This is a genomic window from Nitrospira sp. Nam80 (genome assembly GCF_965152575.1).
Genome location: NZ_OZ224216.1, coordinates 3,049,381 through 3,069,144, shown reverse-complemented (window position 1 = coordinate 3,069,144; position 19,764 = coordinate 3,049,381). Strand labels below are relative to the sequence as shown.

The window sequence follows — 19,764 nt, the reverse complement described above, 5'->3', positions numbered from 1 at the left end:
TTCTCAAAGGGAAATGGGCGAGTTCACGCACTTTAACGATGCGGGCCGCGCCCGGATGGTTGATGTCGGAGGAAAGGCATCGACCGAACGGATTGCCAGCGCGCAGGCCACGGTATGGCTGGAGCCGGAGACGCTCGAGAAAATTCAGCGTGGAAAGATTGCCAAGGGAGATGTGTTGGCTGTCGCCCAGGTAGCCGGTATCATGGGGGCCAAGAAGACTCCGGACCTCGTTCCCATGTGTCATCCCGTAGCCTTGACCAGCGTCGATATCGGCTTTAAAGAACAAGCTCTGCCGAATCCGGAAGGGCGTTGCTCGATCCTGATTACCGCCACCGCGAAGACCACGGGCCCTACCGGCGTCGAAATGGAAGCCATGACGGCCGTGTCGGTCGCCGCCTTGACCATCTATGACATGTGTAAAGCTATCGATCGCGGGATGAGCTTCAGCGACGTATGTCTGCTCTCCAAATCAGGAGGCAAATCGGGCACGTATATTAGGGAAATGAGAAATGAGGAATGAGGAATTGGAAATGAGTCCCAAGACATGATGATCACGGTGCGCCTATTCGGCATGACGAAATCATTGGCGGGGAATCAAGGCTCTCTGTCGGTCGATCTCGCCAGCACGCGGCTAGTCCGCGATCTCGTCGGCCTGTTGAATGGCCGGTATCCAGAGATCGGAGAACTCATTCGGAAGAAAAAAATTCTGGTCTCGGTCAACCAGGAAATCGCCCACGAGGAGCTTGAAATCAAAGAAGGGGATGAAGTGGCGCTGCTCCCGCCCTTCGCAGGGGGAACCACCATGGGTGAGATAGACGACAACTTGGTGCGCGTGCAGCGGGAGAACTTTTCCATCGATGCGGAGATCGACCGCGTCCGGCGACGATCCAAGCGGATCGGCGGCATCGCCGTATTTTTAGGGACGGCTCGGGATCGCTCCAAAGGCCGCGACGTCGAGAGCCTCACCTTTGAACATTACGAGGGTATGGCTCAGAAGAAGCTGCGCGAGATACGAGAGCGGGCGCTCAAGGATTTTGACGTCATCGAAGTACTGTTGCTTCATCGATACGGCGATATCGGGATCGGCGAGAACATCGTGCTGGTCGTGGTCGGGGCGGAACATCGCGCGCAGGCGTTTCAAGCCTGCAAATGGGCCATCGATGAACTGAAGCAGATCACGCCGATCTGGAAACGCGAACAGACGCCGGAAGGCGACGTGTGGGTCGAAGAACATCCATGAGCCGCGACAATCCCATGTCGGTGAACGACACCTTCGGACGGCCGCTCCAAAGCCTGCGCCTATCCGTGACCGACCGATGCAACCTGCGCTGCAAGTATTGCATGCCTGAGGAGGATTACGCCTGGCTGCCGCGCGAAACGATCCTCACTCTTGAAGAAATGGCTCAGATGACGGAGATCTTCACCGATGTAGGGGTTGATAAGGTTCGGCTGACCGGAGGAGAGCCGTTATTGCGGCGGGACCTTGCCCGGTTTGTCAGGATGTTGACGCAGAATCGCCGCATTACCGATATTGCTCTGACCACGAACGGCGTACTGATGGCGGAGCAGGCGGCCGACCTGTATTACGCCGGTCTCCACCGTGTGACGGTGAGTCTGGATACGCTCCGGGCCGATCGGTTTCGCGCTCTGACAAAACGGGATCTGCACCATCGGGTGTTTGACGGGATCAAGGCGGTGGTGCAGGCGGGATTCTCCTCATTGAAGTTCGATACGGTGGTCATCAAGGGGTATAACGACGACGAACTGATAGACATGATCGAGTACGGTAAGACGGTCAAGGCGGAAGTGCGGTTTATCGAGTATATGGACGTGGGCGGCGCCACCGACTGGTCCATGAACCAAGTTCTTTCGAGGGCCGATATGCTGGAGCGATTGGGCCGACACTATGGCGGGGTGGAACCGGTCATCGAGGACAGCACCGCGCCGGCTCAGCGGTTCGTCTTGCCTGATGGAACCCTGTTCGGGATTATTCCGTCCACTACCACGCCGTTTTGCAGAACCTGCGACCGAAGCCGGCTGACTGCGGACGGGATGTGGTATCTCTGTCTCTACGCGAAGGAGGGCATCGATCTAAGAGCGCCCCTCCGATCGGGACTTTCTCGTGAAGCCATAGCAGCACAAATCACTTCCACCTGGCGAGGCCGCACCAATCGCGGCGCGGAAGAGCGGAAGGCCCTGGAACCGTTGGGTTTGCGGGAGCAGCGTCTGATCGAAATCGGCAAGTTGCGAGAAGATCCCCACCTCGAAATGCACGCCCGCGGGGGATGACGGACGCGGGCCGCGTCCGATACGGGTCCCCACCAGTTGACTCCGGAGGTCATATGGTCGATTCGCATGGGCTCACAATCATGGGTCTGGGCTTCGTGTTGGGTCTCCGGCATGCGCTGGATGCCGATCATATCGCCGCCGTTTCCACGGTGCTCGCCGAACGCCCCAGCTTACGGGCGTCCGGGGTGGTGGGGTTATTCTGGGGACTCGGCCATACGCTGATGCTGTTGCTCGTGGGTATTTGCGTACTGGCGTTGCGGGTCACCATTCCGGAATCGCTGGCGGTGGCGTTTGAGTTTTGTGTGGGGCTCATGTTGGTTGTTCTCGGCCTCAGCTTGGCCCGCCGCCTGTACCGGGAAGAATGGCATGTCCATCCGCACGAACATGGCGGCCGGCGCCACTTGCATCTTCACCGGCATGCGCTCCGGGAAGACCATGCGCATGCCCATTGGATTCAAGAAGCGCGACGGCCCCTCTTCATCGGCATGGCGCATGGGTTGGCGGGGTCGGCCGCGTTGTTGCTGATCGTCGTTTCGGCGGCCGGCACAGTGTTTCAAGGAATCGGGTATATCCTTATCTTCGGTATCGGCTCCATCATCGGCATGATGGCCGTCGGCACGGCGATCAGCCTTCCATTTGTGTTGTCGCTCTCGATTGGGCGCGGCGCCTTCATTGCGGTTCAGGGCCTGGCCAGCCTGGGCAGCATCGGCCTCGGCCTGCTGCTGATGTGGCGTCTCAGCCTCGGTGAATCTGGTTTCTGACCGATCGAGATGTCAATCTCCTGCAGGTTCGAACATTGAAGTGTGCCGCCTCCTTGTCATCCTATGCGCGGGTCAAGTCTCAATTCCGCGTGCGCGGCTCTGGCGGGTGTGTTATCCTCCCAGTCGCTTGAACCGTGCGGCATGTGGGCCAGCATGCATGTTGACTTCGAGGCAAGAGCGTGAAGATTCGTGTGCTGGGTTGTCATGGCTCGGATCAATTGGTGGGGGGGGCCGCAGGTCCCGTGCAGTGCGGCACGTGTGGATTTCTATTGAATGACACCGTGTTGCTGGATGCAGGGACCGTCGGCTCGCGTCTCTACCTACATGAGCAGCGACGGGTCCAAGCGGTACTCTTGACGCATCTTCATTTCGATCATATCCGAGATCTTCCGACACTCGCCGACAATTTGACCGGAGATATCGAGGAGCCGGTTAAGGTCGCCGCGAGCCCCGAGGTGCTCAAAGGACTCGAATCGCATATCTTCAATGGAGAGGTGTATCCGGATTTCTTCAGGATTCCCGACGAGCGGACCCCGGTCCTTCGCGCTGTGCCTCTTCATGCGGGACGGGAGACTATGGTGGCCGGGCTGCATGTCACGCCGATTCCGGTGAATCACCTGGTTCCAACGATGGGGTACCTGATCATCGACGGCGGGCGGGCGGTGCTCTTCAGTGGCGATACGTATGTGACCGACGCGATCTGGGACGCCGCGGCCCGAATACCGTCGCTTGCCGCCGTTTTCGTCGAAACTTCTTTCCCGGACGACATGCTGGACTTGGCTCGGGCAAGCAAACATTTGACGCCGGCCCTTTTAGCGAAGGAACTTCACAAGCTTGGTCGGCCGGAGGTGCCGGTGTATGTATATCATATGAAACCCCGATTCGAAGGCCGTATCAGAGAAGAGTTGCGCCGCCTTGATATGCCCCGGCTGTCGGTGTTGGAGGAAGGACAAGAGCTTTTTCTGACGTAGGTGATGTATGGCATGGTTCAAGAAAAGTAAGGCACCGGAGGCCGAGGGGCCGAAACGCAACAAGGGCGCGGAGGGCATGTGGCTCAAATGCAATCACTGCCGCGAGATCGTGTACCGCAAAGAGGTGGAGCGGAATAACAAGGTCTGTCCGAAATGCGAATACCATTTTCCTATTTCGGTGATCGAACGCATCAATCTGCTGATCGATCTCGGCACGTTTAGAGAGTGGGATGCCGATCTCGAACCGCAGGACCCGCTGCATTTTCAAGACACTCGTTCGTATCGGGAACGGATCAAGTCGCAGCAGGACAAGACCGGCCGCAAGGACGCCATGGTCATCGGCGAGGGACAGATCAACGGGCGCAAAGCCGCGCTGTGCGTGTTTGATTTCAGTTTTATGGGCGGCAGCATGGGCTCGGTCGTCGGAGAGAAAATCTGCCGCGCGGTCGACCGGGCGCTGGCCGGACGGTTGCCGTTGATTCTTGTCACGGCGTCCGGCGGAGCCCGCATGCAGGAGGGAATTCTGTCGTTGATGCAGATGGCGAAGACCTCGGCGGCCATTGCGAAGCTTGGAGAAGCCAAATTGCCGTTTATCTCCATCCTGGCGGATCCTACGTTCGGCGGCGTGACGGCTAGTGTCGCCATGTTGGGAGATGTTATTATCGCCGAACCCAAAGCGCTGATCGGCTTCGCCGGCCCCCGTGTCATCGAGCAAACTATCAAGCAGCAGTTGCCGGACCAGTTCCAGCGGGCGGAGTTTCTCCTGGAACACGGCATGGTGGATATGATCGTCGAGCGGAAGCATCTCAAAGAAGCGGTCAGCACGCTGGTCAGTCACTTCTGAAGGCATCCTTCCTCGGACCTCGTAATGATCTATTCGTCTGCTGTCGAGTATCTGTACGGCCTTCAAAAACACGGAATCAAGTTGGGGTTGGCCGGCACACGGGCGATCCTGTCGAGGCTCGATCATCCGGAACGGCGATATCGCGCGATTCACATCGGCGGGACGAACGGAAAAGGGTCCACGGCGGCGATGGCGGCTTCGATGTTGATGGCGTCCGACTACCGCGTCGGCCTGTACACCTCGCCGCATTTGGTGGATTTTCGTGAACGAATCCGGGTAAACGGCGCGATGATTCCGGAGCGCCGCGTCGGCGAACTGGTCTCGCGCATCAAGGAATCGGAGGGCCCGGACTCTTCCTTGACCTTCTTCGAGTTCACGACCGCCTTGGCATTCCAATATTTTGCCGAGGCGCAGGTGGATGTGGCCGTGCTCGAGGTCGGCATGGGCGGCCGCTTCGACGCCACCAATGTCGTGCAACCGGTTGCGGCGGCCATCACGACCATCTCGCTGGATCATGAAGATTATCTGGGGGATACGACCGAACGAATTGCTTATGAGAAGGCGGGCATCATCAAACCTGGGATTCCGGTCATTCTCGGACGACTGGATCAACAGGCGGGGAGGATGATTCGAGAAGTTGCAGAAGCGCAGGGCGCGCCTCTCTATCAACTGGGAATCGATTTCGATGTACGAGGCGACTCGGCCTCCTTCGAGTATGCAGGGCTCGGCGTCACCCATAGCGGTTTGCCGTGTCGGCTGGTTGGTCGGCATCAACTCGATAATGCCGCGTGCGCGCTTGCGCTGATGGAGGTGGCTGAACGGTCGGGATTGCGGGTGCCCCACCAGGCGATGAAAAGCGGCCTTGCCGCGACTCAATGGGAAGGGCGTCTCGACACGGTGGATCGGAATCCCACCGTGGTCTTGGACGGGGCCCATAATCCTGCGGCAGCGAGCGTGCTGGCAGCTTTTCTTGCCGATTTTCGCGCCTCACATCCGGGAAGTCGCGTCGCGCTGATTCTCGGCATGATGCGTGACAAGGCTCATCGTGCATTTGTGCAAATGCTCTTATCGACGATCGACGAATTGATTGTGACGCAAGCCGCGATCCCACGGGCGGCGTCTTGTCTGGAACTTCGCGAAAGCCTGGCCGATCTCATGCCGTCAATGCATACGGCTGCGACTCCCGGCGAAGCTTTATCCCTTGCGCGTCGTCTCGTGACGCCGGCCGACCTTATTTGTGTCGCCGGATCGCTCATGCTGGTGGGTGATATGAAGGCATTACTCCGCGGGTGGACCCTTTCGCCCGTCCGTGGATAAGATGCAGCAACGCCTCCGTTCCTGCCTCGCTTCTCTCTTCATCGCGTTCGTCGCCTGTCTCGCAGTTTCGCTTTTCTGGTGGAAAGGCGACATTCGGGCTCAAACCAGCGTCACGGCCAAGCCGGGCACGAGCCAACCGCTAAATATTACTGCCGACCGTATCGATTACCTCCAGGACCTGGAGGTGTACGAAGCGGAGGGGTCCGTGGTGGTCACTCAAGGCGCCATACGCCTGACGGCGGACCATGTGACCATCCGCCCCTTGACCGGCCTGCTGATCGCGGTGGGACATGCCCGGCTCGGAGATCCGACCGCGGACGCCTCCGCCGAACGGCTTGAACTCAACGTCAATACCGAAGCGGGGATTCTGACCAACGGATCTTTATATGTGAGACCGAGCAATTCATACTTGACGGGCAGGCTTTTGCAACGGTTTTCGGAAGATCACTATCGGATCAAAGACGGCACGTTTACCAATTGCGATGCCAAGGATGGAGAGATTCCGGCATGGCGGTTTCAGTTCGATGATCTCGACGTGAATACGGGAGAAAGCGTCGCCATGAAGGGCGGTTGGCTCTGTGTGAACGATCAGCGGGTCATTCCGATTCCCACTCTCACATATCCGTTGACCACCAGGCGAAGCGGATTTCTTATTCCGACGCCCGGATACGACAATCGCTTCGGCCTGCGTTATCAGCAGGGATACTTCTGGGCTATTAATCCGAGCCAGGATCTGACCATCGCACCGTTCTATTATTCCAAACTTGGCTCCGGCAGCGATTTTGAATATCGATATTTCCTTGATCGCAGATCGAGAGGTCGTTGGTTTGTCAGCGCCCTCCAACAGACGGAACTGCCGAATGTCTCCGGCGTGGATCAGAACGCCTCGGACGCCAGGCGCACGCGGGCGCTGATTAGCGGCACCCATATCCAACAGGTGACACCGACGCTTCTGGTCCAAGGCCAGGCTTCGTTGGTGACGGATCGGGAATACCTCCAGCAACTGAGTAATTCCGGCGCGCAACGGGCGGCCCCAAGCGGTGAATCGAGTCTACTTGGCACACAGAAACTGCCATACGGCAACGCCTATATGCTTGCCCAGTACCTGCAACCGCTCAATTCAGGCGGTCCGGACACGTTCCAACGACTGCCGGAAATCGGGTACGTCCTGCCCAATACCGCTCCGACCAGCCTACCGTTTCTCGTGAATTTTGACGGGAATATCGTCAATTTTTATCGCGACCAGGGGTTTACCCTCAATCGCATGGATCTTGTGCCGGGCTTGACCACCGATATTATGGATATTGGCCATGTCGTCGGCATTGCCCCGCACTTCAAGGCGCGTGAGGTATATTACACGCGAGGCGCGCAGACCACCGAGACGGTCCGTCGCGAGACATTCTGGGCCGCTTTGGAGGCGACATCCAAGCTCAGTCGCCGATTCGGTCAGGGGCAGGGCGGCGGCATGTTCTTGCATACCATCGAACCAAGCATGATGTACGAGTATGTTCCGGCTTCCAATCAATCCCAAATTGCACAGATTGATCAGGTGGACGACCTGCCGAAGAAGAACCTGCTGACCTACGCGGTTCGCAGCCGGCTACTGGAACAAAAAGTGGACGGCAAATCGTTCAATTGGCTGGATCTGACACTGGCCCAAAGCTATCACGTCGGCGGCGTGCAGACCAAGGCGAGGGACTTTAACCCCGGTGTCGAGCCGTTTTTGGGCACTGTAACGCAACCGCTGCAGCCGGCGACCGTCGATATTCAAGGAAGAAGATTTTCCGATTTTTGGCTGCGCGCGGTCGTAGGAAACACCGCGCCTGAGTTTTTCCGTCCGCCGAGTCTCACGACCAGTTTTACCCAGTCGCCCATGGGAGGGCAACTGCTTCCGCCGAGAAACCAGTATCTTATTGTCGATGCATTCTTTGATCCGTATCGCGGCACATTCAGCCAGTGGAACACGGACTTCCGTGTGCAACAGTCGAACTATTGGTATGTGGAGGTCGGACAGCGATATTCGCGGGACGGCAATCGAGTCCGGCGGGGTGATATCTGGAATCCCATATCCTTTAATGAAGTCTTCGCCCCGACCGCGGAAGTGGAGTTTGTCACGGCCGGCGGCGGTTTCCGGACGCCTTGGGGATGGACAGTGGGTGCGAAAGGTTATTACGATGTCAAGAACGGCAGGAGTCCCGAATATGATGTAGTCGGACTGTATCAGAACCCTTGTAAATGTTGGTCTCTTGGACTTTATTATCTTCAGTTTCCCGATCGAGCTCAGTACAATTTCATGTTCAGCATGACGGGCGTCGGATGGACGGAGAATTTCGGTACCACGGTCTTAAGGACGGTGTTAGGTCCTCTTCTGGTCGGGGATCGGGGATTGCCGTGGGCTGCGCCGGGGGGACCGTACGGCCGCGCCGAAACCACATTGCCGATGCCGGCGATGCCGAGCCTTCGCTGAGAGAGTTACAGGAAGAGATGTCCTGACGCGACGGATGCTATGGAAGAAGATTACGGACAGTACGAGCCTGCCCTTCAACGGCTTCATCGTGCGCCGGGTGTTCGGGCGATCTTATTTGTCCTCTGTTTGGTATGGTGGGCGTTGGACGGGACTGCTTCGGCCAAGGCGGAGGAACCGCTGTCTCAGCTTCAGCGGGCAAAAATATTTCTTCAAGCCGCCGATTATCGACGGGCGATCGATGCCTGCCAGGAAGAGATTCGCATCCGTCCTTCCGCGGCCGCCTATGTGTACCTCACGTATGTATACCTCGCACTGGACCAGTATTTGAATCATTTGGCGCAGACCGATCAATGGGTGACGGTTGAGTTGGTCTATCTCAATCTCGCCTCCGGACGGGTTGAGGATTTAACGGACCCGCCCGATGTCTTGGCACGCATCGCAAAAGAAGTCGTCCAACAGGCATTGCAACGACAAGCCGACATTGCGGCTGCCATGGCGAAAAGATTGGATGGTTCTCTTGTGCTGGAATTGTGGAAGCAACAAGCGGCCTGGCGGGAGGCCAGGCCGCTCGATTGGTGGTTCGGTGTGCCGCCGGAATGGCGATGGTAGGCTGATGAATTGACACTCGAAAGAAGCGTAGTATAGGATGCACGAGTTCATTTGACTAGTGGTTGAAAGTTGAAAGCCGGAAGGAGGGTTGTCCGTGGGAGGAGAGGCACAAAAAGTCAGCGAGGCGACGTGGGATACCGATGTGATGAAGGCGCCGGAACTTGTGTTGGTTGATTTTTGGGCGGTATGGTGCGGGCCGTGCCAGATGGTGGCGCCGATTATCGACGAGCTGGCGGGAGAGTATGCGGGGAAACTGAAAGTGTGCAAACTCAACACGGACGAAAATCCTGAGATTGCCGGTCGCTACCAGGTCATGAGCATCCCCACGATCCTCTTTTTTAAAGGCGGGCAAGCGGTCGAGCGCCTGGTCGGAGCGCGACCGAAGCGCCAGTTCAAGGAAATCATCGATTCCCTGTTAGCTCAGCATTCCGGCACCGCTTAGCAAAGTTCCCCTGCAGCAGCAATGCTGACCGAGCTGCGTATTTCGAACTTCGGGGTTATCGACCAGCTCGCCCTTGAATTTCATCCGGGTTTTACCGTCCTGACCGGCGAGACCGGTGCCGGCAAGTCTCTATTGATCGATGCACTGGCTCTGTTGCTCGGCGCCCGTGCGTCTGCCGATCAAATCCGCGCGGGTGCGCAGGAAGCCCATATTGAGGCGGTTTTTTCTCTCGCTTCGGACGATCGGCTGCTGGAAGAGCTGAGACGGGACGATTATGTCGATTCCGGCTCATCTGATCTGACCATTCATCGTGTTGTCGCGGCATCCGGCCGAAATCGAAACTATTTGAACGCCAACCCGGTTTCTGTTCATCTCCTGGAAAGGCTGGGCGGGACGCTCGTGGACATTCATGGGCAGCATGATCAGCAGTCGCTCCTCGCCCCCGGCGTGCAGTTGGATACGCTCGATGCGTTCGGCCAACTCCGGGATCTGCGGGCTGAGCATGAGGCTGCCTATGAGATATGGATGGGTCATCGGCGATCGCTTGCGGAACTTCAGCGTGAGATCAGTGAACAACGGCGGCGTGAAGATTATCTCCGGTATCAAGTCGGGGAAATTTACGAGGCGAATCCGGCACCGGGGGAAGACGAAGCGTTGGAGACCGAACGTCGAAGGTTGGCGAACACTCAGCGCTTGCGCCAATTGGCGGCGGACGTCTACGAGCGGCTCTACGGTGATGAGGACGGCATACTGAAGGCGTTGGGGGAGGTGAAGAAACATCTGGTCGAGTTGAGTCTTCTGGACGCCGTACCGGAGGAATGGATGCCGTTTCTCGAGGACGCCACGGTTCAGTTACGGGAACTCGCCGGTCAGGTGCGTGACTATGAGGGGCGCCTTGAAGATGACCCTGAACGGTTGGCTCATGTTGAACGCCGGCTTGATGTTCTGGAACGATTGAAGAGGAAATACGGCGGTTCGTTGGCGATGCTCTTGGAACAGGCGGAATCACTCCGGAGGGACGTGGCAGGTCTCGATGCGGCGGAGGAGCGGCTAGCGGAACGAGCCCGGGCTGCCGATCAAGCCGAGCGTCGTGAGCAAGCACTGGCCGCGCAGCTGTCGCAAGAGCGGAGGCGAGTTGCGCGAGATCTTCAGCGGAAAGTAGCCGGTGAGCTGGCGGCGCTCAAAATGGAGCGTACCAGGTTTGAGGTCCTCGTTGAACAAACTGCGGATGGACAGAGGGGACCAAGCGGCCAGGATCATGTTCAGTTGCTGTTATCGGCGAATCCCGGAGAACCGCTACGGCCGATGGCTCGTGTCGTCTCGGGTGGCGAATTGTCCCGTGTGATGTTGGCGCTGAAAACCATCCTGGCGGGAATAGACCGCGTGCCGGTTCTCATATTTGATGAGATCGATGCCGGAGTCGGAGGAGCCGTCGCGGAGCTCATGGGACGCCGCTTGCGCGGGCTTGCCAGTCATCACCAAGTCTTATGCGTGACCCATTGGCCGCAGGTTGCTGCCCAAGCTCACCGGCATTGCTTGATTGAGAAGACAGTGAGGGAGGCTCGGACGCTGACGCGAGTGCGGGAGCTGAAAGGCGCCGAACGCGAGGCCGAAATCGCCAGGATGGTCGGCGGGATCACTGTCACGAAGAATGTCCGCGCCGCTGCGGCAGAGATGATGGGGACGGTACGAAAGCGGAATCAGGACGAAGGCCGCTGATCAATCAAGGTTCCGATGTGCCGGTTGGAGAAGCGGCGATGGCCAGCGCAGGGAGCGAGGACTTACATTCCTGGACCACCCGGGTAAACAATTCCGTCAGCATTGGGTCGAAGTGCGTATTCGCCTGAAGAGCGATTTGGCGGATCGCGTCGTCGATGGAGAGAGGATGCGAGCCTGGGATATCTACCGTGAGCCTGTCAAACGCTTGGGCGATCGCGACAATCCGCGCCAGAAGGGGAATGCCTTCCCCGCGGAGACCGTGAGGGTATCCCAGTCCATCGAACCGCTCATGATGGTAGGCGATGATTTGCCCGACCTCTGCAGCGAACCCTAATGGAAGAATCATGCGCGCACCGACATCCGGATGTTCCTGGGCGGCATCGGACCCGGATCCACCCAGCCCTTCGTGGGCGGATAAGCAATGTGAAGAAATGCTTATGCTTCCGATATCATGCAGGAAGGCTCCCAGCGAGAGGGATTTTTGCTCGGCAACAGGAAGATTCAGGCGGTTGGCCAGCAGAGAGGCATAGAAACTCACCCGACTGCAATGATTGAGTAAGTGCCGGTCCCTCGCTTCCAGCAGGTCCGACAATAGAGGGATCAATGTGGCGGCCTCCTTGTCGGGCGGAGGCATATCTCCTTTTTGCGCCAATCCGATCGCGAAGTATCCCTCCTTGATTTCTTTCCATGCCCGAGCGATGTCTTGTTCCGTGCCCCACAACGCCGACGAATGTTTCAGGAACGACCGAAGGAAGTCCAAGCGGCGTTTCTTCTCAAGCGTCTGGTTGATGAGCGTAATGAGTTCCGTCACATTAAAGGGTTTCAGGAGATAGCCGGCCGCCCCGTGTCGAATGCCATCCATCGCGGACTTGAGGCTTCCATAACCGGTAATGATAATGACTTCAATGTCGGTATATTGTTGCTTGATATCCTGAAGTAGATCGATGCCCTGCCTGTCCGGCAATTTTTGATCCAAGGTAATCAAATCTATGTGCTGCTGCTTGAGGACTTGCAGAGCCGCCTGGGCGCTTTCGGCGGCGTGGATCGTAAAGAATGGGCGAAGAATGACCTTGAGTGCGTCGCGAGGTCCTGTTTCATCGTCTATGACCAAAACGGAAGGTTTACTTACTGAATTACCCAATGAAGGTAGGATCCCCATGCGGCGCGCTCCACGGGTGAGTTGCAAAGCAGTTGACTGCACGCAAGCGATTCCGATGCCATCTCAATGACATACGCCTAGGTCCAATATGGATGAGCCGGCTGCACGCGGCACGCTAGATATAGACTTCTACATAGAAGAAGGTCAAGGCCGTTCTTCATAGTCTGGTCAAACAGGAACAACGCGATGCAAAAGCCGATAACCCCTGCATCCATACCCCGTTAAGATTCGGCGGGAAGCGCGCTGTCCGGCCGGCTGATGCCCAATGTGTCCATGCGGTACTTGAGCATTCTCCGACTGATGCCCAGCATGCTTGCCGCGTGGGTTTGAATATAGTTGGTGCGCTTCAGCGCGTCGAGGATGATCTCCCGTTCAAATTCCATGACGGCTTTCTCCAACGACAGGCGACCGGCGAGCGTATCATCCCGAAGAGAGGTGGAGCGCGTATCGGTCCGCACGATCGTGGGGAGATGTTCGGGCAGGATAATGCCGGATCCTTTGGACCAGATAAACGCCTGCTCGATGATATTCTCCATCTCTCGAACATTGCCGGGCCAGGGATATCGGGCGATCACTTCCAGTGCGTCTTTTGAAAATTCCTGAACCTGTCGCTTCTCTTCTTCGATGCGCCGAGCCAGAAAATGCTTTGCGAGCAACGGGATATCTTCCCCGCGTTCCCGCAAGGGAGGCAAGTACAGCGCAATGACGTTGATCCGGTAATACAGATCTTCTCGGAATGCTCCTTTGCGGACTAATTCATCCAGATTCTTGTTCGTTGCAGCGATGATGCGCACGTCGACCTTGATCGATTGTACACCTCCGATACGGGTAAACTCGCGCTCCTGGAGTACACGCAATAATTTGGCCTGTGTAGCCGGACTCAGATCCCCGATCTCATCGAGGAATAGGGTTCCGCTGTTCGCCAATTCGAATTGGCCAACCCGCCTGGCCGTCGCGTCGGTGAAGGAGCCTTTTTCATGGCCGAACAGTTCGCTTTCGATCAGCGTTTCCGGAAGGGCCGCGCAGTTAAGCGCGATAAACGGGCGATCACGGCGTGAACTATTATAATGAATGGCTTTGGCGACCAACTCTTTTCCGGTCCCGCTTTCGCCGGTCACCAGGACCGTGGTGCGACTGTCTGCTACCTGCTCGATTTTGGCATAGATTTCCTGCATCGAGGGGCTTTTGCCGATTAGGTTGTGAAAGGCATAGCGTTGCACGATTTGAGCGCGCAGCTGACGAACTTCGCGTTCCAGGTCCTGTGAGTTCAGCGTGCGGTCCACGACAATACGCAGTTCTTCCACATCAAACGGTTTGGAGAGGTAATCCGCGGCGCCCAGCTTCATGGCATCGACGGCTGTCTTAACCGATTTGGTTCCGGTAAGCATGATGACCGGAGTATTGGGTTCTTCGGTGCGCATGTTTTGAAGGACCGCCAGACCATCAGTCCCGGGTAGAATTACGTCGAGAAGAACAAGATCAGGGGATTCTCGCTTGAAGAACTCCAAGCCTTCCTGGGCGTCCGCGGCTTCCAGGACGTCATAGACCGGCTCCAGCACCAATTTCAGGGATGCGCGCACTCGCGGCTCATCATCGACGAGAAGGACACGTTTTTTCATATGATTCCCGTACCGTCACTTGAATGCCGGCGCGCGTCGATGGGCAAAGAAACACGGAATGTTGATCCGAAGCCCTCCCTGCTTTCCACGGTGATGTCTCCTTGGTGTTCGCGAATGATTTGATGTGCGATCGTCAAGCCAAGACCTTTGACCTCCCCGCCGCTATTCGAATGATGAGTAGTGAAGAACGGATCAAAAATATGCTCCTTATCCTGGGCCGCGATGCCTTTCCCATCGTCCTGCACCTCAATGCAGACGCCGCCGACGGCGTTGGACCGTTGTTCGATAAAGGTCCGCACCACGATCTCTTTGCTCTCGTCTCGCGATGCATCCAGGGCGTTCAGTAGCAAATTGATGATCACCTGCTTGATCTGCTGACGATCGAGCAACATCACCGGCAAATGGTCGGAGAAATCGGTTCGCACTTGGATGCCCCGCCCGGAGGCTCGCATGGAAATGAACGAGAGACAGGATGCTACCAATTCATTGAGATCTTCTGCCGTCGGAGTGGGAACAAGGTAGCGGGCATAGTCCAGAATCTCTTGAAGCAAGTGTTCGATACGGTGAATATCCTGCACCGCCACGCGACTGAACTCTTGTATGAAGCGCGCATCGTCGCGGCGTTCGGGAGCCAGTTGCACGAAGGTTTTGATCGATGTCAGGGGGTTGCGTATTTCGTGTGCGAACCCCCCGGCCATGATTTCAAGCGACCGCAGACGGTCGGTCCTACGAAGAAGAGTATGGGAATGTCGAAGGTTGTCTTTGGCAAGAGACCGGTGTAATACGCCCGCGGATATTTGTGCGGCCAGTCGAAAAATGGATTCCGCGGTGGGGTCATGCAGGCCGGCTCGAGTCTCCAGTTGGAATGTGCAAAACCCGACCGTGCCTCCCTCATAGGTCAGAAAGGTGACCGCATTGGAACATGAAACGGAGAACAGGTCTTCTAAGATGGCCTCGGCATCCGGAGCGAATAAATGTGGCGCGGTATTTCGTTCGATGAAATATGGAACGGCAGGCAAGGCGTTGGGAAGGCCGAATGACGCCGGCAGCATGTTCGGAATGGTCCGGCACGACGAGCCGAGACGGCCGCGCAGCCGGTATCCCCCGTGCTCAACTTCGAACGTCCAAAGCGCGGTCGATGATGAGGAGGAAATATCGGAGAATGTCTCAAGAATGTATTGATGAATGCGGTCGATATTCCCGGCGGTTTCAACCTTGTTCATAAAATCGCATAGAAAGGTGAGAAGGTCAGATGTCGGGCCGGTTGGCGCAATGCAGCGACGGTTATCCATCATGATCGTGATAGGCGGCCGGCCTGCAAGGATGTCTTTAAACACAGAATGTGCGAGAGAGGTACCATGGTCGGCAGGAGTTCCCTCCAGTCTCACGAGGCTGAAGTATACATCGCGGTTTTAAATATGCCTAATTGAATCAGGCTTTTGTACGGTGGCGATGAGGACATGATTTTCGAAGCTTGGAACCGGAAGAACTGGCTGGGTAGTGATCTGACGGAATAGAGCGGTCAGTGATTCGGTTGTGAATGAATGTACTCTCCGGCAGCGAATGGCTTCACGGAGTTGCGCCAATTCCAAAAGTATGCCGCGGTTCGATGGGTCATGTTGTTGTGTGGCGGAGAGATGCGCGCGATAGTGCTCTGCCGGATCTGCAATAGGGGTGTAGGACGAAACGACGAGAATGCCGGCTGGTCGAAGCAACCGATAGAGTTCCCGAAGTGTGATGACGGGATTGTCGGAAAAATTCAACGCGAAGTGGCAGACAATGTAATGGAAGCGCTCATCGGGAAAGGGAAAGGCGGCCGTATCACCGGCGATCCATCGCGGAATGATATGCGGCCGTTCCCCAGGCATGCCGGGAAACACAATGCCGATCCGCCGCTGTATTTCAGTAAACGCCTCTCGAGACGATTTGATCGTTCGCTGCAGAATATCGATGCCGGTGTAGTGCCGTTTGTGATCATCGGGCACAGGAACGGACCATGATCTGTAGAATTCATTGAGCATCCACAGGCGGGCGAAGCCGTATTGGCCACATCCCACGTCAAGAATGTCATACTGATTTCGTGAAAGACGAAGCAGGTGATAAAGGCGCGACGAGTGTTGGAGAGAGACGGCGATGTCGCTGAATTGTCTGCTATGTTCCGCATGCCTAAACCACAAGGCACTGAGTTGCAAATATGAATGAGTGGGCTTTGTGCGCAGCTGCTCAACTTCCCGGCGGTACTGACCTGCCAGTTCCGCGGCCTCCGCTTCGCCGTTCACTTCAACGGGGTGAATGTCCAGAGCAAGCCGCTTGCATCGCTCGTGGATGTCATGAAAGCTCTGTCGTCGCGTCTCTGAAATTGTGGGCCCGTCATCAATAACGGCCGTAGATAACGTGACTGCTGTCCCGCGAGCGCCGAGGAGTCCAATAGCTTGCTTGGTGAGTTCCGCCTCCTTTGACGAGGAGTGTTTCAAGGTGCGGCCTGGCGATGGGGTCTCGAATAAGCAGACATGGCATTGCAGTCGTCCGATGTCATGCATTGCTGACGCGAGATCCATGAATCCGTTGACCATGGCGTCATGTAGAAAGCGGTCCGCATCGATCTGAAGACCCATTAGATTCATAAGACCGAATCGTGCCCCGGTCTGGTGCTCCTCGAATAAATTGCGATGGTGCATATCGCGTAGGGTATCGCTTAAGTCCACTATTGGGTTCACTAGAAGCAGCATGTCAGGTATTTGGACCTGCCCGAAGAGCTTCAATGCGGCGCGGGCGGCAAGATCGGAAGCCAGCACGGCAATCGACGCTTGGGGCCACTTGGCTCGCGCAAACGTGATCACCGTCTCCAGATCGTCCTTCATCGTCCCGATCGTCAGATTGTGTGGTTCTCCGTCGCTTAATCCCAAAGCATGGGTGGGATCATAGCGAAGAATGCGAAACCCATGAGTTCCGAGATGGCGGCCGATACCGATGTAATCCACTCTACCTTGTCCGTAGCCCGGTGAGATAATCAGGATGGGAGAGTCGTTCATAACCCGATCGGTGAGCCGATCATGAGACAGCGCGAGGGCTTTTCCGTGCTGATTCCGAAGAAATCTGAGAGAGGTGTCTAGAGTGTTCTGTCCAAAGCTTGTTTCTGCAAGGGAACCGTTGATTAGTTCATTATGTAGAAAATAGTCGAGACTCTGTTCCGATTCCAGGGACAGCCTATCGAAACGCACGCCGATGCATCGGCTGCCTTCGGCGTCGTTTTGAACAATCCATGCAATTCGGCCGGAAACGTTGTGAAATGCCGATTCGCCGGAAAGAATCCGGCCGGACTGGGGAGTCGGCGTGCGCTGAACGAACAGTACATCTCCGACCTCTCCGTAAGAGCCGATGACTCGTACACAAACACCACCTTTCCCGGCATCCGTGAGATAACCAAATAGTGGCTCATACCGGTTCTGAGAAGGGAATGTAATGCGGATGGGCATCATCAGTCTGATCCGAACGTGCCATCTTTGTTCCTTCTGCAGGGAGGGCCCCGCTCGGAGACCGTGACGGTTTTGGGTCGTTTCCGGTATGAGCCCTTCAATTTTGATTGGGATCAAGCATTCCGGGAAGCTTTCGACAAATGAGTTCAACACCGCCTCTTCCTCGGTCAAGAGAGGTGCAAATTCAATCACAAAACCTGTCGAATCCATCTCAGGAGTGAAAAGCTCAGGGCGATAACGGACTGTCCCCTGTATTTCGAGAAAACCGACTGAGGTGCGTAGGACAAGATATACCGGTTGATTCTCAATCGGAGGGACCGGCTGAGGAGAGATGAGGAGCATGCCTCCTGTTCCAATGTTCACGGTCGTACCCCGCCACACCATTTCCCCGACAGTGAGTTCAACGGATAAAGATAAGATGGTTCTGTTGAAGCGACGCCGATCGGGTGAGGAAGGGGCAGAATGGGTAGAGGATGACGTTGGCGCTTGAGAAAACGTAACGGGGTGGGTTTCCCGAGATCTGAACTCACCCGGTTTTAGTTGTGAATCCTGTAACGGAATGCCGGGGAACCGCACAGTGATTCGAAAAGGCGGATCGAGGGCGGAACCGAATTCGACCGAGCCACTATGTTGTCGAACAATATCATGTGCCCGTAGGAACTCTGAGGCTGTAACGTGCATGGCCACGGGTCGTACCTTTGGGGGAGCCATGGCTGTTTGATGACGAATGACAACCACAACGTAAGGAGAAAAGAGAAGCGGAGGAGGAAACGAAAGGGGAGGAGCGGCGGCCGTACCGGCCGGCTGTTCCGCATAGGTCTCAACCAGGAGTCGCCCTCCATCAGGCGTTTCGGTCAGGGCTTGGAGGGCGTATGCGATCAAGATACGAAAAAGCTCCTTGAGCTCATGTTTGTTGCCGGCAATATGTGGCAGCGCGTGACTCATATGCGCCTCCACCATGTTTGGATGGAGTGATTGGTCCCGGGAAAGGTCGGCCAGCAGCTGTTCCAGTTCAGAGTTCAACGAAACCGTGCCGCCGGCATGGCCTCTGAAATGGATTGACTTCCATACGTCATGAGCCAACTTCGTCGCTTGAGTCGCATATTGGGCCAACTGTGTCAGGTGTTGATCGATCCGGATGTTCTGCATCGTCGCCAACAACTGATGAGAATCTTGCAGTAGCGTGTAAAGAGGCTGCTGCAGCTGGCGTGAGGCCAGAGCGGCATTGCGTGCGGCGACCAGTTGACGGTCTGCTTCTCGAAGTCGAACTTCCAGTTCTCGCACTTTCTCGGTTTGCTGGCGGTAATCGGAACGATTCCGCAAGATGCCTACTGTGCCCAGATACTGTCCGTGTTCACCATAGAGTCCTTTGGCGGTGAGATCCACAAGAACAATCCCTTCCCCGGTCCCGGCTGACTTTTTTCCCAAGATAGACAGTTCGAGATGGTGGATTGATCGTGTCCCGGCTCGACGCTCATTGAAACGGTAGGAGGCGGTTCGGTGTTGAGCTATGGGCAGCAACAGTGAGAAGTGCCGTCCGGCGAGCTCCTCAGGAGCATAGCCCAGCAGAGACGTGATATTCGGACTCAGATAGACGAAGCGTCCATCCGGATCCAGTTCATACACCACGTCACTCAGACTCTCGATCAGACGGAGGTGGCGTTGGAATGTATGCTCAAGTTTGATTTCCAGTTCTCGTTTCTCTGTTGCATCTTGTGCGTAGAATATCAATTCCGTGGCAAAGCCGGGCGAATCTTTGAAGAGGAGGAAGTCGGCTCCCTGCTGCAGTGCCCGCAGGGCGGTAGCGGAATCGCGGCGGTCGGTCTGGAGGATAATGGCGGCATGAGGGCAGTTGCGTTTCAATTCAGGGATGAGATCGACACCGTTCCGAGGACCAAGGTTTTCATCAATCACGATGAGATGCCAGTCGTTTCTTGTCGACCATTGCACCGCCTCATCGGAAGTGTACACAGCTTCGATTCTGCAATCCGGAAAAAATCCGCGTAAGCTGGTCGAGATGAGTTTGATTTCTTCGGCGTGTTCGCTTGCCAGTAAGACGGACAGCGAAGGACTGGCAGATGTCATAGAGTG

General features: G+C 56.4%; 15 protein-coding genes. 11 read left to right on the top strand and 4 right to left on the bottom strand.

The window, feature by feature from the left end; genetic code table 11:
- The first annotated feature begins 13 nt into the window (after positions 1–13).
- The 11 genes from moaC (at position 14) to recN (ending at position 11,419) form a co-directional block, all read left to right on the top strand.
- Positions 14–520, top strand: coding sequence for a cyclic pyranopterin monophosphate synthase MoaC (moaC, locus tag ACWGXE_RS14350; RefSeq protein WP_447598530.1), 507 nt, complete (start codon positions 14–16; stop codon positions 518–520).
- 24 nt (positions 521–544) lie between these two features.
- Positions 545–1,240, top strand: a complete 696-nt coding sequence (locus tag ACWGXE_RS14345; RefSeq protein WP_447598528.1) for a molybdenum cofactor biosynthesis protein — start codon at positions 545–547, stop codon at positions 1,238–1,240.
- Entirely contained in the window at positions 1,237–2,289 is a 1,053-nt protein-coding gene (gene moaA, locus ACWGXE_RS14340) for a GTP 3',8-cyclase MoaA (RefSeq protein WP_447598526.1), read from the top strand. The genes ACWGXE_RS14345 and moaA overlap by 4 nt, the downstream gene beginning before the upstream one ends.
- A gap of 53 nt (positions 2,290–2,342) precedes the next feature.
- Positions 2,343–3,050, top strand: a complete 708-nt coding sequence (locus ACWGXE_RS14335) for a HoxN/HupN/NixA family nickel/cobalt transporter (protein ID WP_447598524.1) — start codon at positions 2,343–2,345, stop codon at positions 3,048–3,050.
- A 179-nt stretch (positions 3,051–3,229) separates the two neighbouring features.
- Positions 3,230–4,021, top strand: coding sequence for a 3',5'-cyclic-nucleotide phosphodiesterase (locus tag ACWGXE_RS14330; RefSeq protein ID WP_447598522.1), 792 nt, complete (start codon positions 3,230–3,232; stop codon positions 4,019–4,021).
- Between the two features lie 7 nt (positions 4,022–4,028).
- Positions 4,029–4,865, top strand: a complete 837-nt coding sequence (gene accD, locus ACWGXE_RS14325) for an acetyl-CoA carboxylase, carboxyltransferase subunit beta (protein WP_447598520.1) — start codon at positions 4,029–4,031, stop codon at positions 4,863–4,865.
- 24 nt (positions 4,866–4,889) lie between these two features.
- On the top strand, positions 4,890–6,182 hold the full coding sequence (locus tag ACWGXE_RS14320) for a bifunctional folylpolyglutamate synthase/dihydrofolate synthase (RefSeq protein ID WP_447598518.1): 1,293 nt from the start codon (positions 4,890–4,892) through the stop codon (positions 6,180–6,182).
- Position 6,183: 1 nt separating this feature from the next.
- Positions 6,184–8,649, top strand: coding sequence for an LPS-assembly protein LptD (locus tag ACWGXE_RS14315; RefSeq protein WP_447598517.1), 2,466 nt, complete (start codon positions 6,184–6,186; stop codon positions 8,647–8,649).
- A 39-nt stretch (positions 8,650–8,688) separates the two neighbouring features.
- Complete coding sequence (locus ACWGXE_RS14310; RefSeq protein WP_447598516.1) at positions 8,689–9,258, top strand: hypothetical protein; 570 nt, start codon at positions 8,689–8,691, stop codon at positions 9,256–9,258.
- A gap of 145 nt (positions 9,259–9,403) precedes the next feature.
- The gene (gene trxA, locus ACWGXE_RS14305; RefSeq protein ID WP_447603746.1) at positions 9,404–9,700 is read left to right on the top strand and encodes a thioredoxin; all 297 of its coding nucleotides are present in this window, start codon (positions 9,404–9,406) and stop codon (positions 9,698–9,700) included.
- Positions 9,701–9,721: 21 nt separating this feature from the next.
- Positions 9,722–11,419 carry a DNA repair protein RecN gene (gene recN / locus ACWGXE_RS14300; RefSeq protein ID WP_447598515.1) on the top strand — a complete coding sequence of 566 codons (1,698 nt, stop codon included), beginning with the start codon at positions 9,722–9,724 and terminating at the stop codon, positions 11,417–11,419.
- Between the two features lie 4 nt (positions 11,420–11,423).
- Here recN and ACWGXE_RS14295 read toward each other — a convergent pair whose 3' ends face one another.
- The 4 genes from ACWGXE_RS14295 to ACWGXE_RS14280 all read right to left on the bottom strand — a co-directional run bounded on the left by ACWGXE_RS14295 (position 11,424) and on the right by ACWGXE_RS14280 (position 19,758).
- Positions 11,424–12,578 carry an HD domain-containing phosphohydrolase gene (locus ACWGXE_RS14295; protein WP_447598514.1) on the bottom strand — a complete coding sequence of 385 codons (1,155 nt, stop codon included), beginning with the start codon at positions 12,576–12,578 and terminating at the stop codon, positions 11,424–11,426.
- Between the two features lie 221 nt (positions 12,579–12,799).
- Positions 12,800–14,197: a sigma-54-dependent transcriptional regulator gene (locus tag ACWGXE_RS14290; protein ID WP_447598513.1), complete on the bottom strand. Its 1,398-nt coding sequence runs from the start codon at positions 14,195–14,197 to the stop codon at positions 12,800–12,802.
- A complete protein-coding gene (locus ACWGXE_RS14285) occupies positions 14,194–15,420 on the bottom strand; it encodes a two-component system sensor histidine kinase NtrB (RefSeq protein ID WP_447598511.1) in 1,227 nt (408 codons plus the stop codon). The genes ACWGXE_RS14290 and ACWGXE_RS14285 overlap by 4 nt, the downstream gene beginning before the upstream one ends.
- A gap of 189 nt (positions 15,421–15,609) precedes the next feature.
- Positions 15,610–19,758, bottom strand: coding sequence for a PilZ domain-containing protein (locus ACWGXE_RS14280; RefSeq protein ID WP_447598509.1), 4,149 nt, complete (start codon positions 19,756–19,758; stop codon positions 15,610–15,612).
- Positions 19,759–19,764 lie beyond the last annotated feature (6 nt).

Coding starts and splice junctions, on each gene's coding strand:
- ACWGXE_RS14295 (WP_447598514.1), bottom strand. CDS start 12,578: ATGGGGATCCTACCTTCATTGGGTAATTCAGTAAGTAAACCTTCCGTT.
- moaA (WP_447598526.1), top strand. CDS start 1,237: ATGAGCCGCGACAATCCCATGTCGGTGAACGACACCTTCGGACGGCCG.
- ACWGXE_RS14285 (WP_447598511.1), bottom strand. CDS start 15,420: ATGAACAAGGTTGAAACCGCCGGGAATATCGACCGCATTCATCAATAC.
- ACWGXE_RS14320 (WP_447598518.1), top strand. CDS start 4,890: ATGATCTATTCGTCTGCTGTCGAGTATCTGTACGGCCTTCAAAAACAC.
- ACWGXE_RS14280 (WP_447598509.1), bottom strand. CDS start 19,758: ATGACATCTGCCAGTCCTTCGCTGTCCGTCTTACTGGCAAGCGAACAC.
- ACWGXE_RS14310 (WP_447598516.1), top strand. CDS start 8,689: ATGGAAGAAGATTACGGACAGTACGAGCCTGCCCTTCAACGGCTTCAT.
- ACWGXE_RS14335 (WP_447598524.1), top strand. CDS start 2,343: ATGGTCGATTCGCATGGGCTCACAATCATGGGTCTGGGCTTCGTGTTG.
- trxA (WP_447603746.1), top strand. CDS start 9,404: ATGAAGGCGCCGGAACTTGTGTTGGTTGATTTTTGGGCGGTATGGTGC.
- recN (WP_447598515.1), top strand. CDS start 9,722: ATGCTGACCGAGCTGCGTATTTCGAACTTCGGGGTTATCGACCAGCTC.
- ACWGXE_RS14315 (WP_447598517.1), top strand. CDS start 6,184: ATGCAGCAACGCCTCCGTTCCTGCCTCGCTTCTCTCTTCATCGCGTTC.
- moaC (WP_447598530.1), top strand. CDS start 14: ATGGGCGAGTTCACGCACTTTAACGATGCGGGCCGCGCCCGGATGGTT.
- accD (WP_447598520.1), top strand. CDS start 4,029: ATGGCATGGTTCAAGAAAAGTAAGGCACCGGAGGCCGAGGGGCCGAAA.
- ACWGXE_RS14345 (WP_447598528.1), top strand. CDS start 545: ATGATGATCACGGTGCGCCTATTCGGCATGACGAAATCATTGGCGGGG.
- ACWGXE_RS14290 (WP_447598513.1), bottom strand. CDS start 14,197: ATGAAAAAACGTGTCCTTCTCGTCGATGATGAGCCGCGAGTGCGCGCA.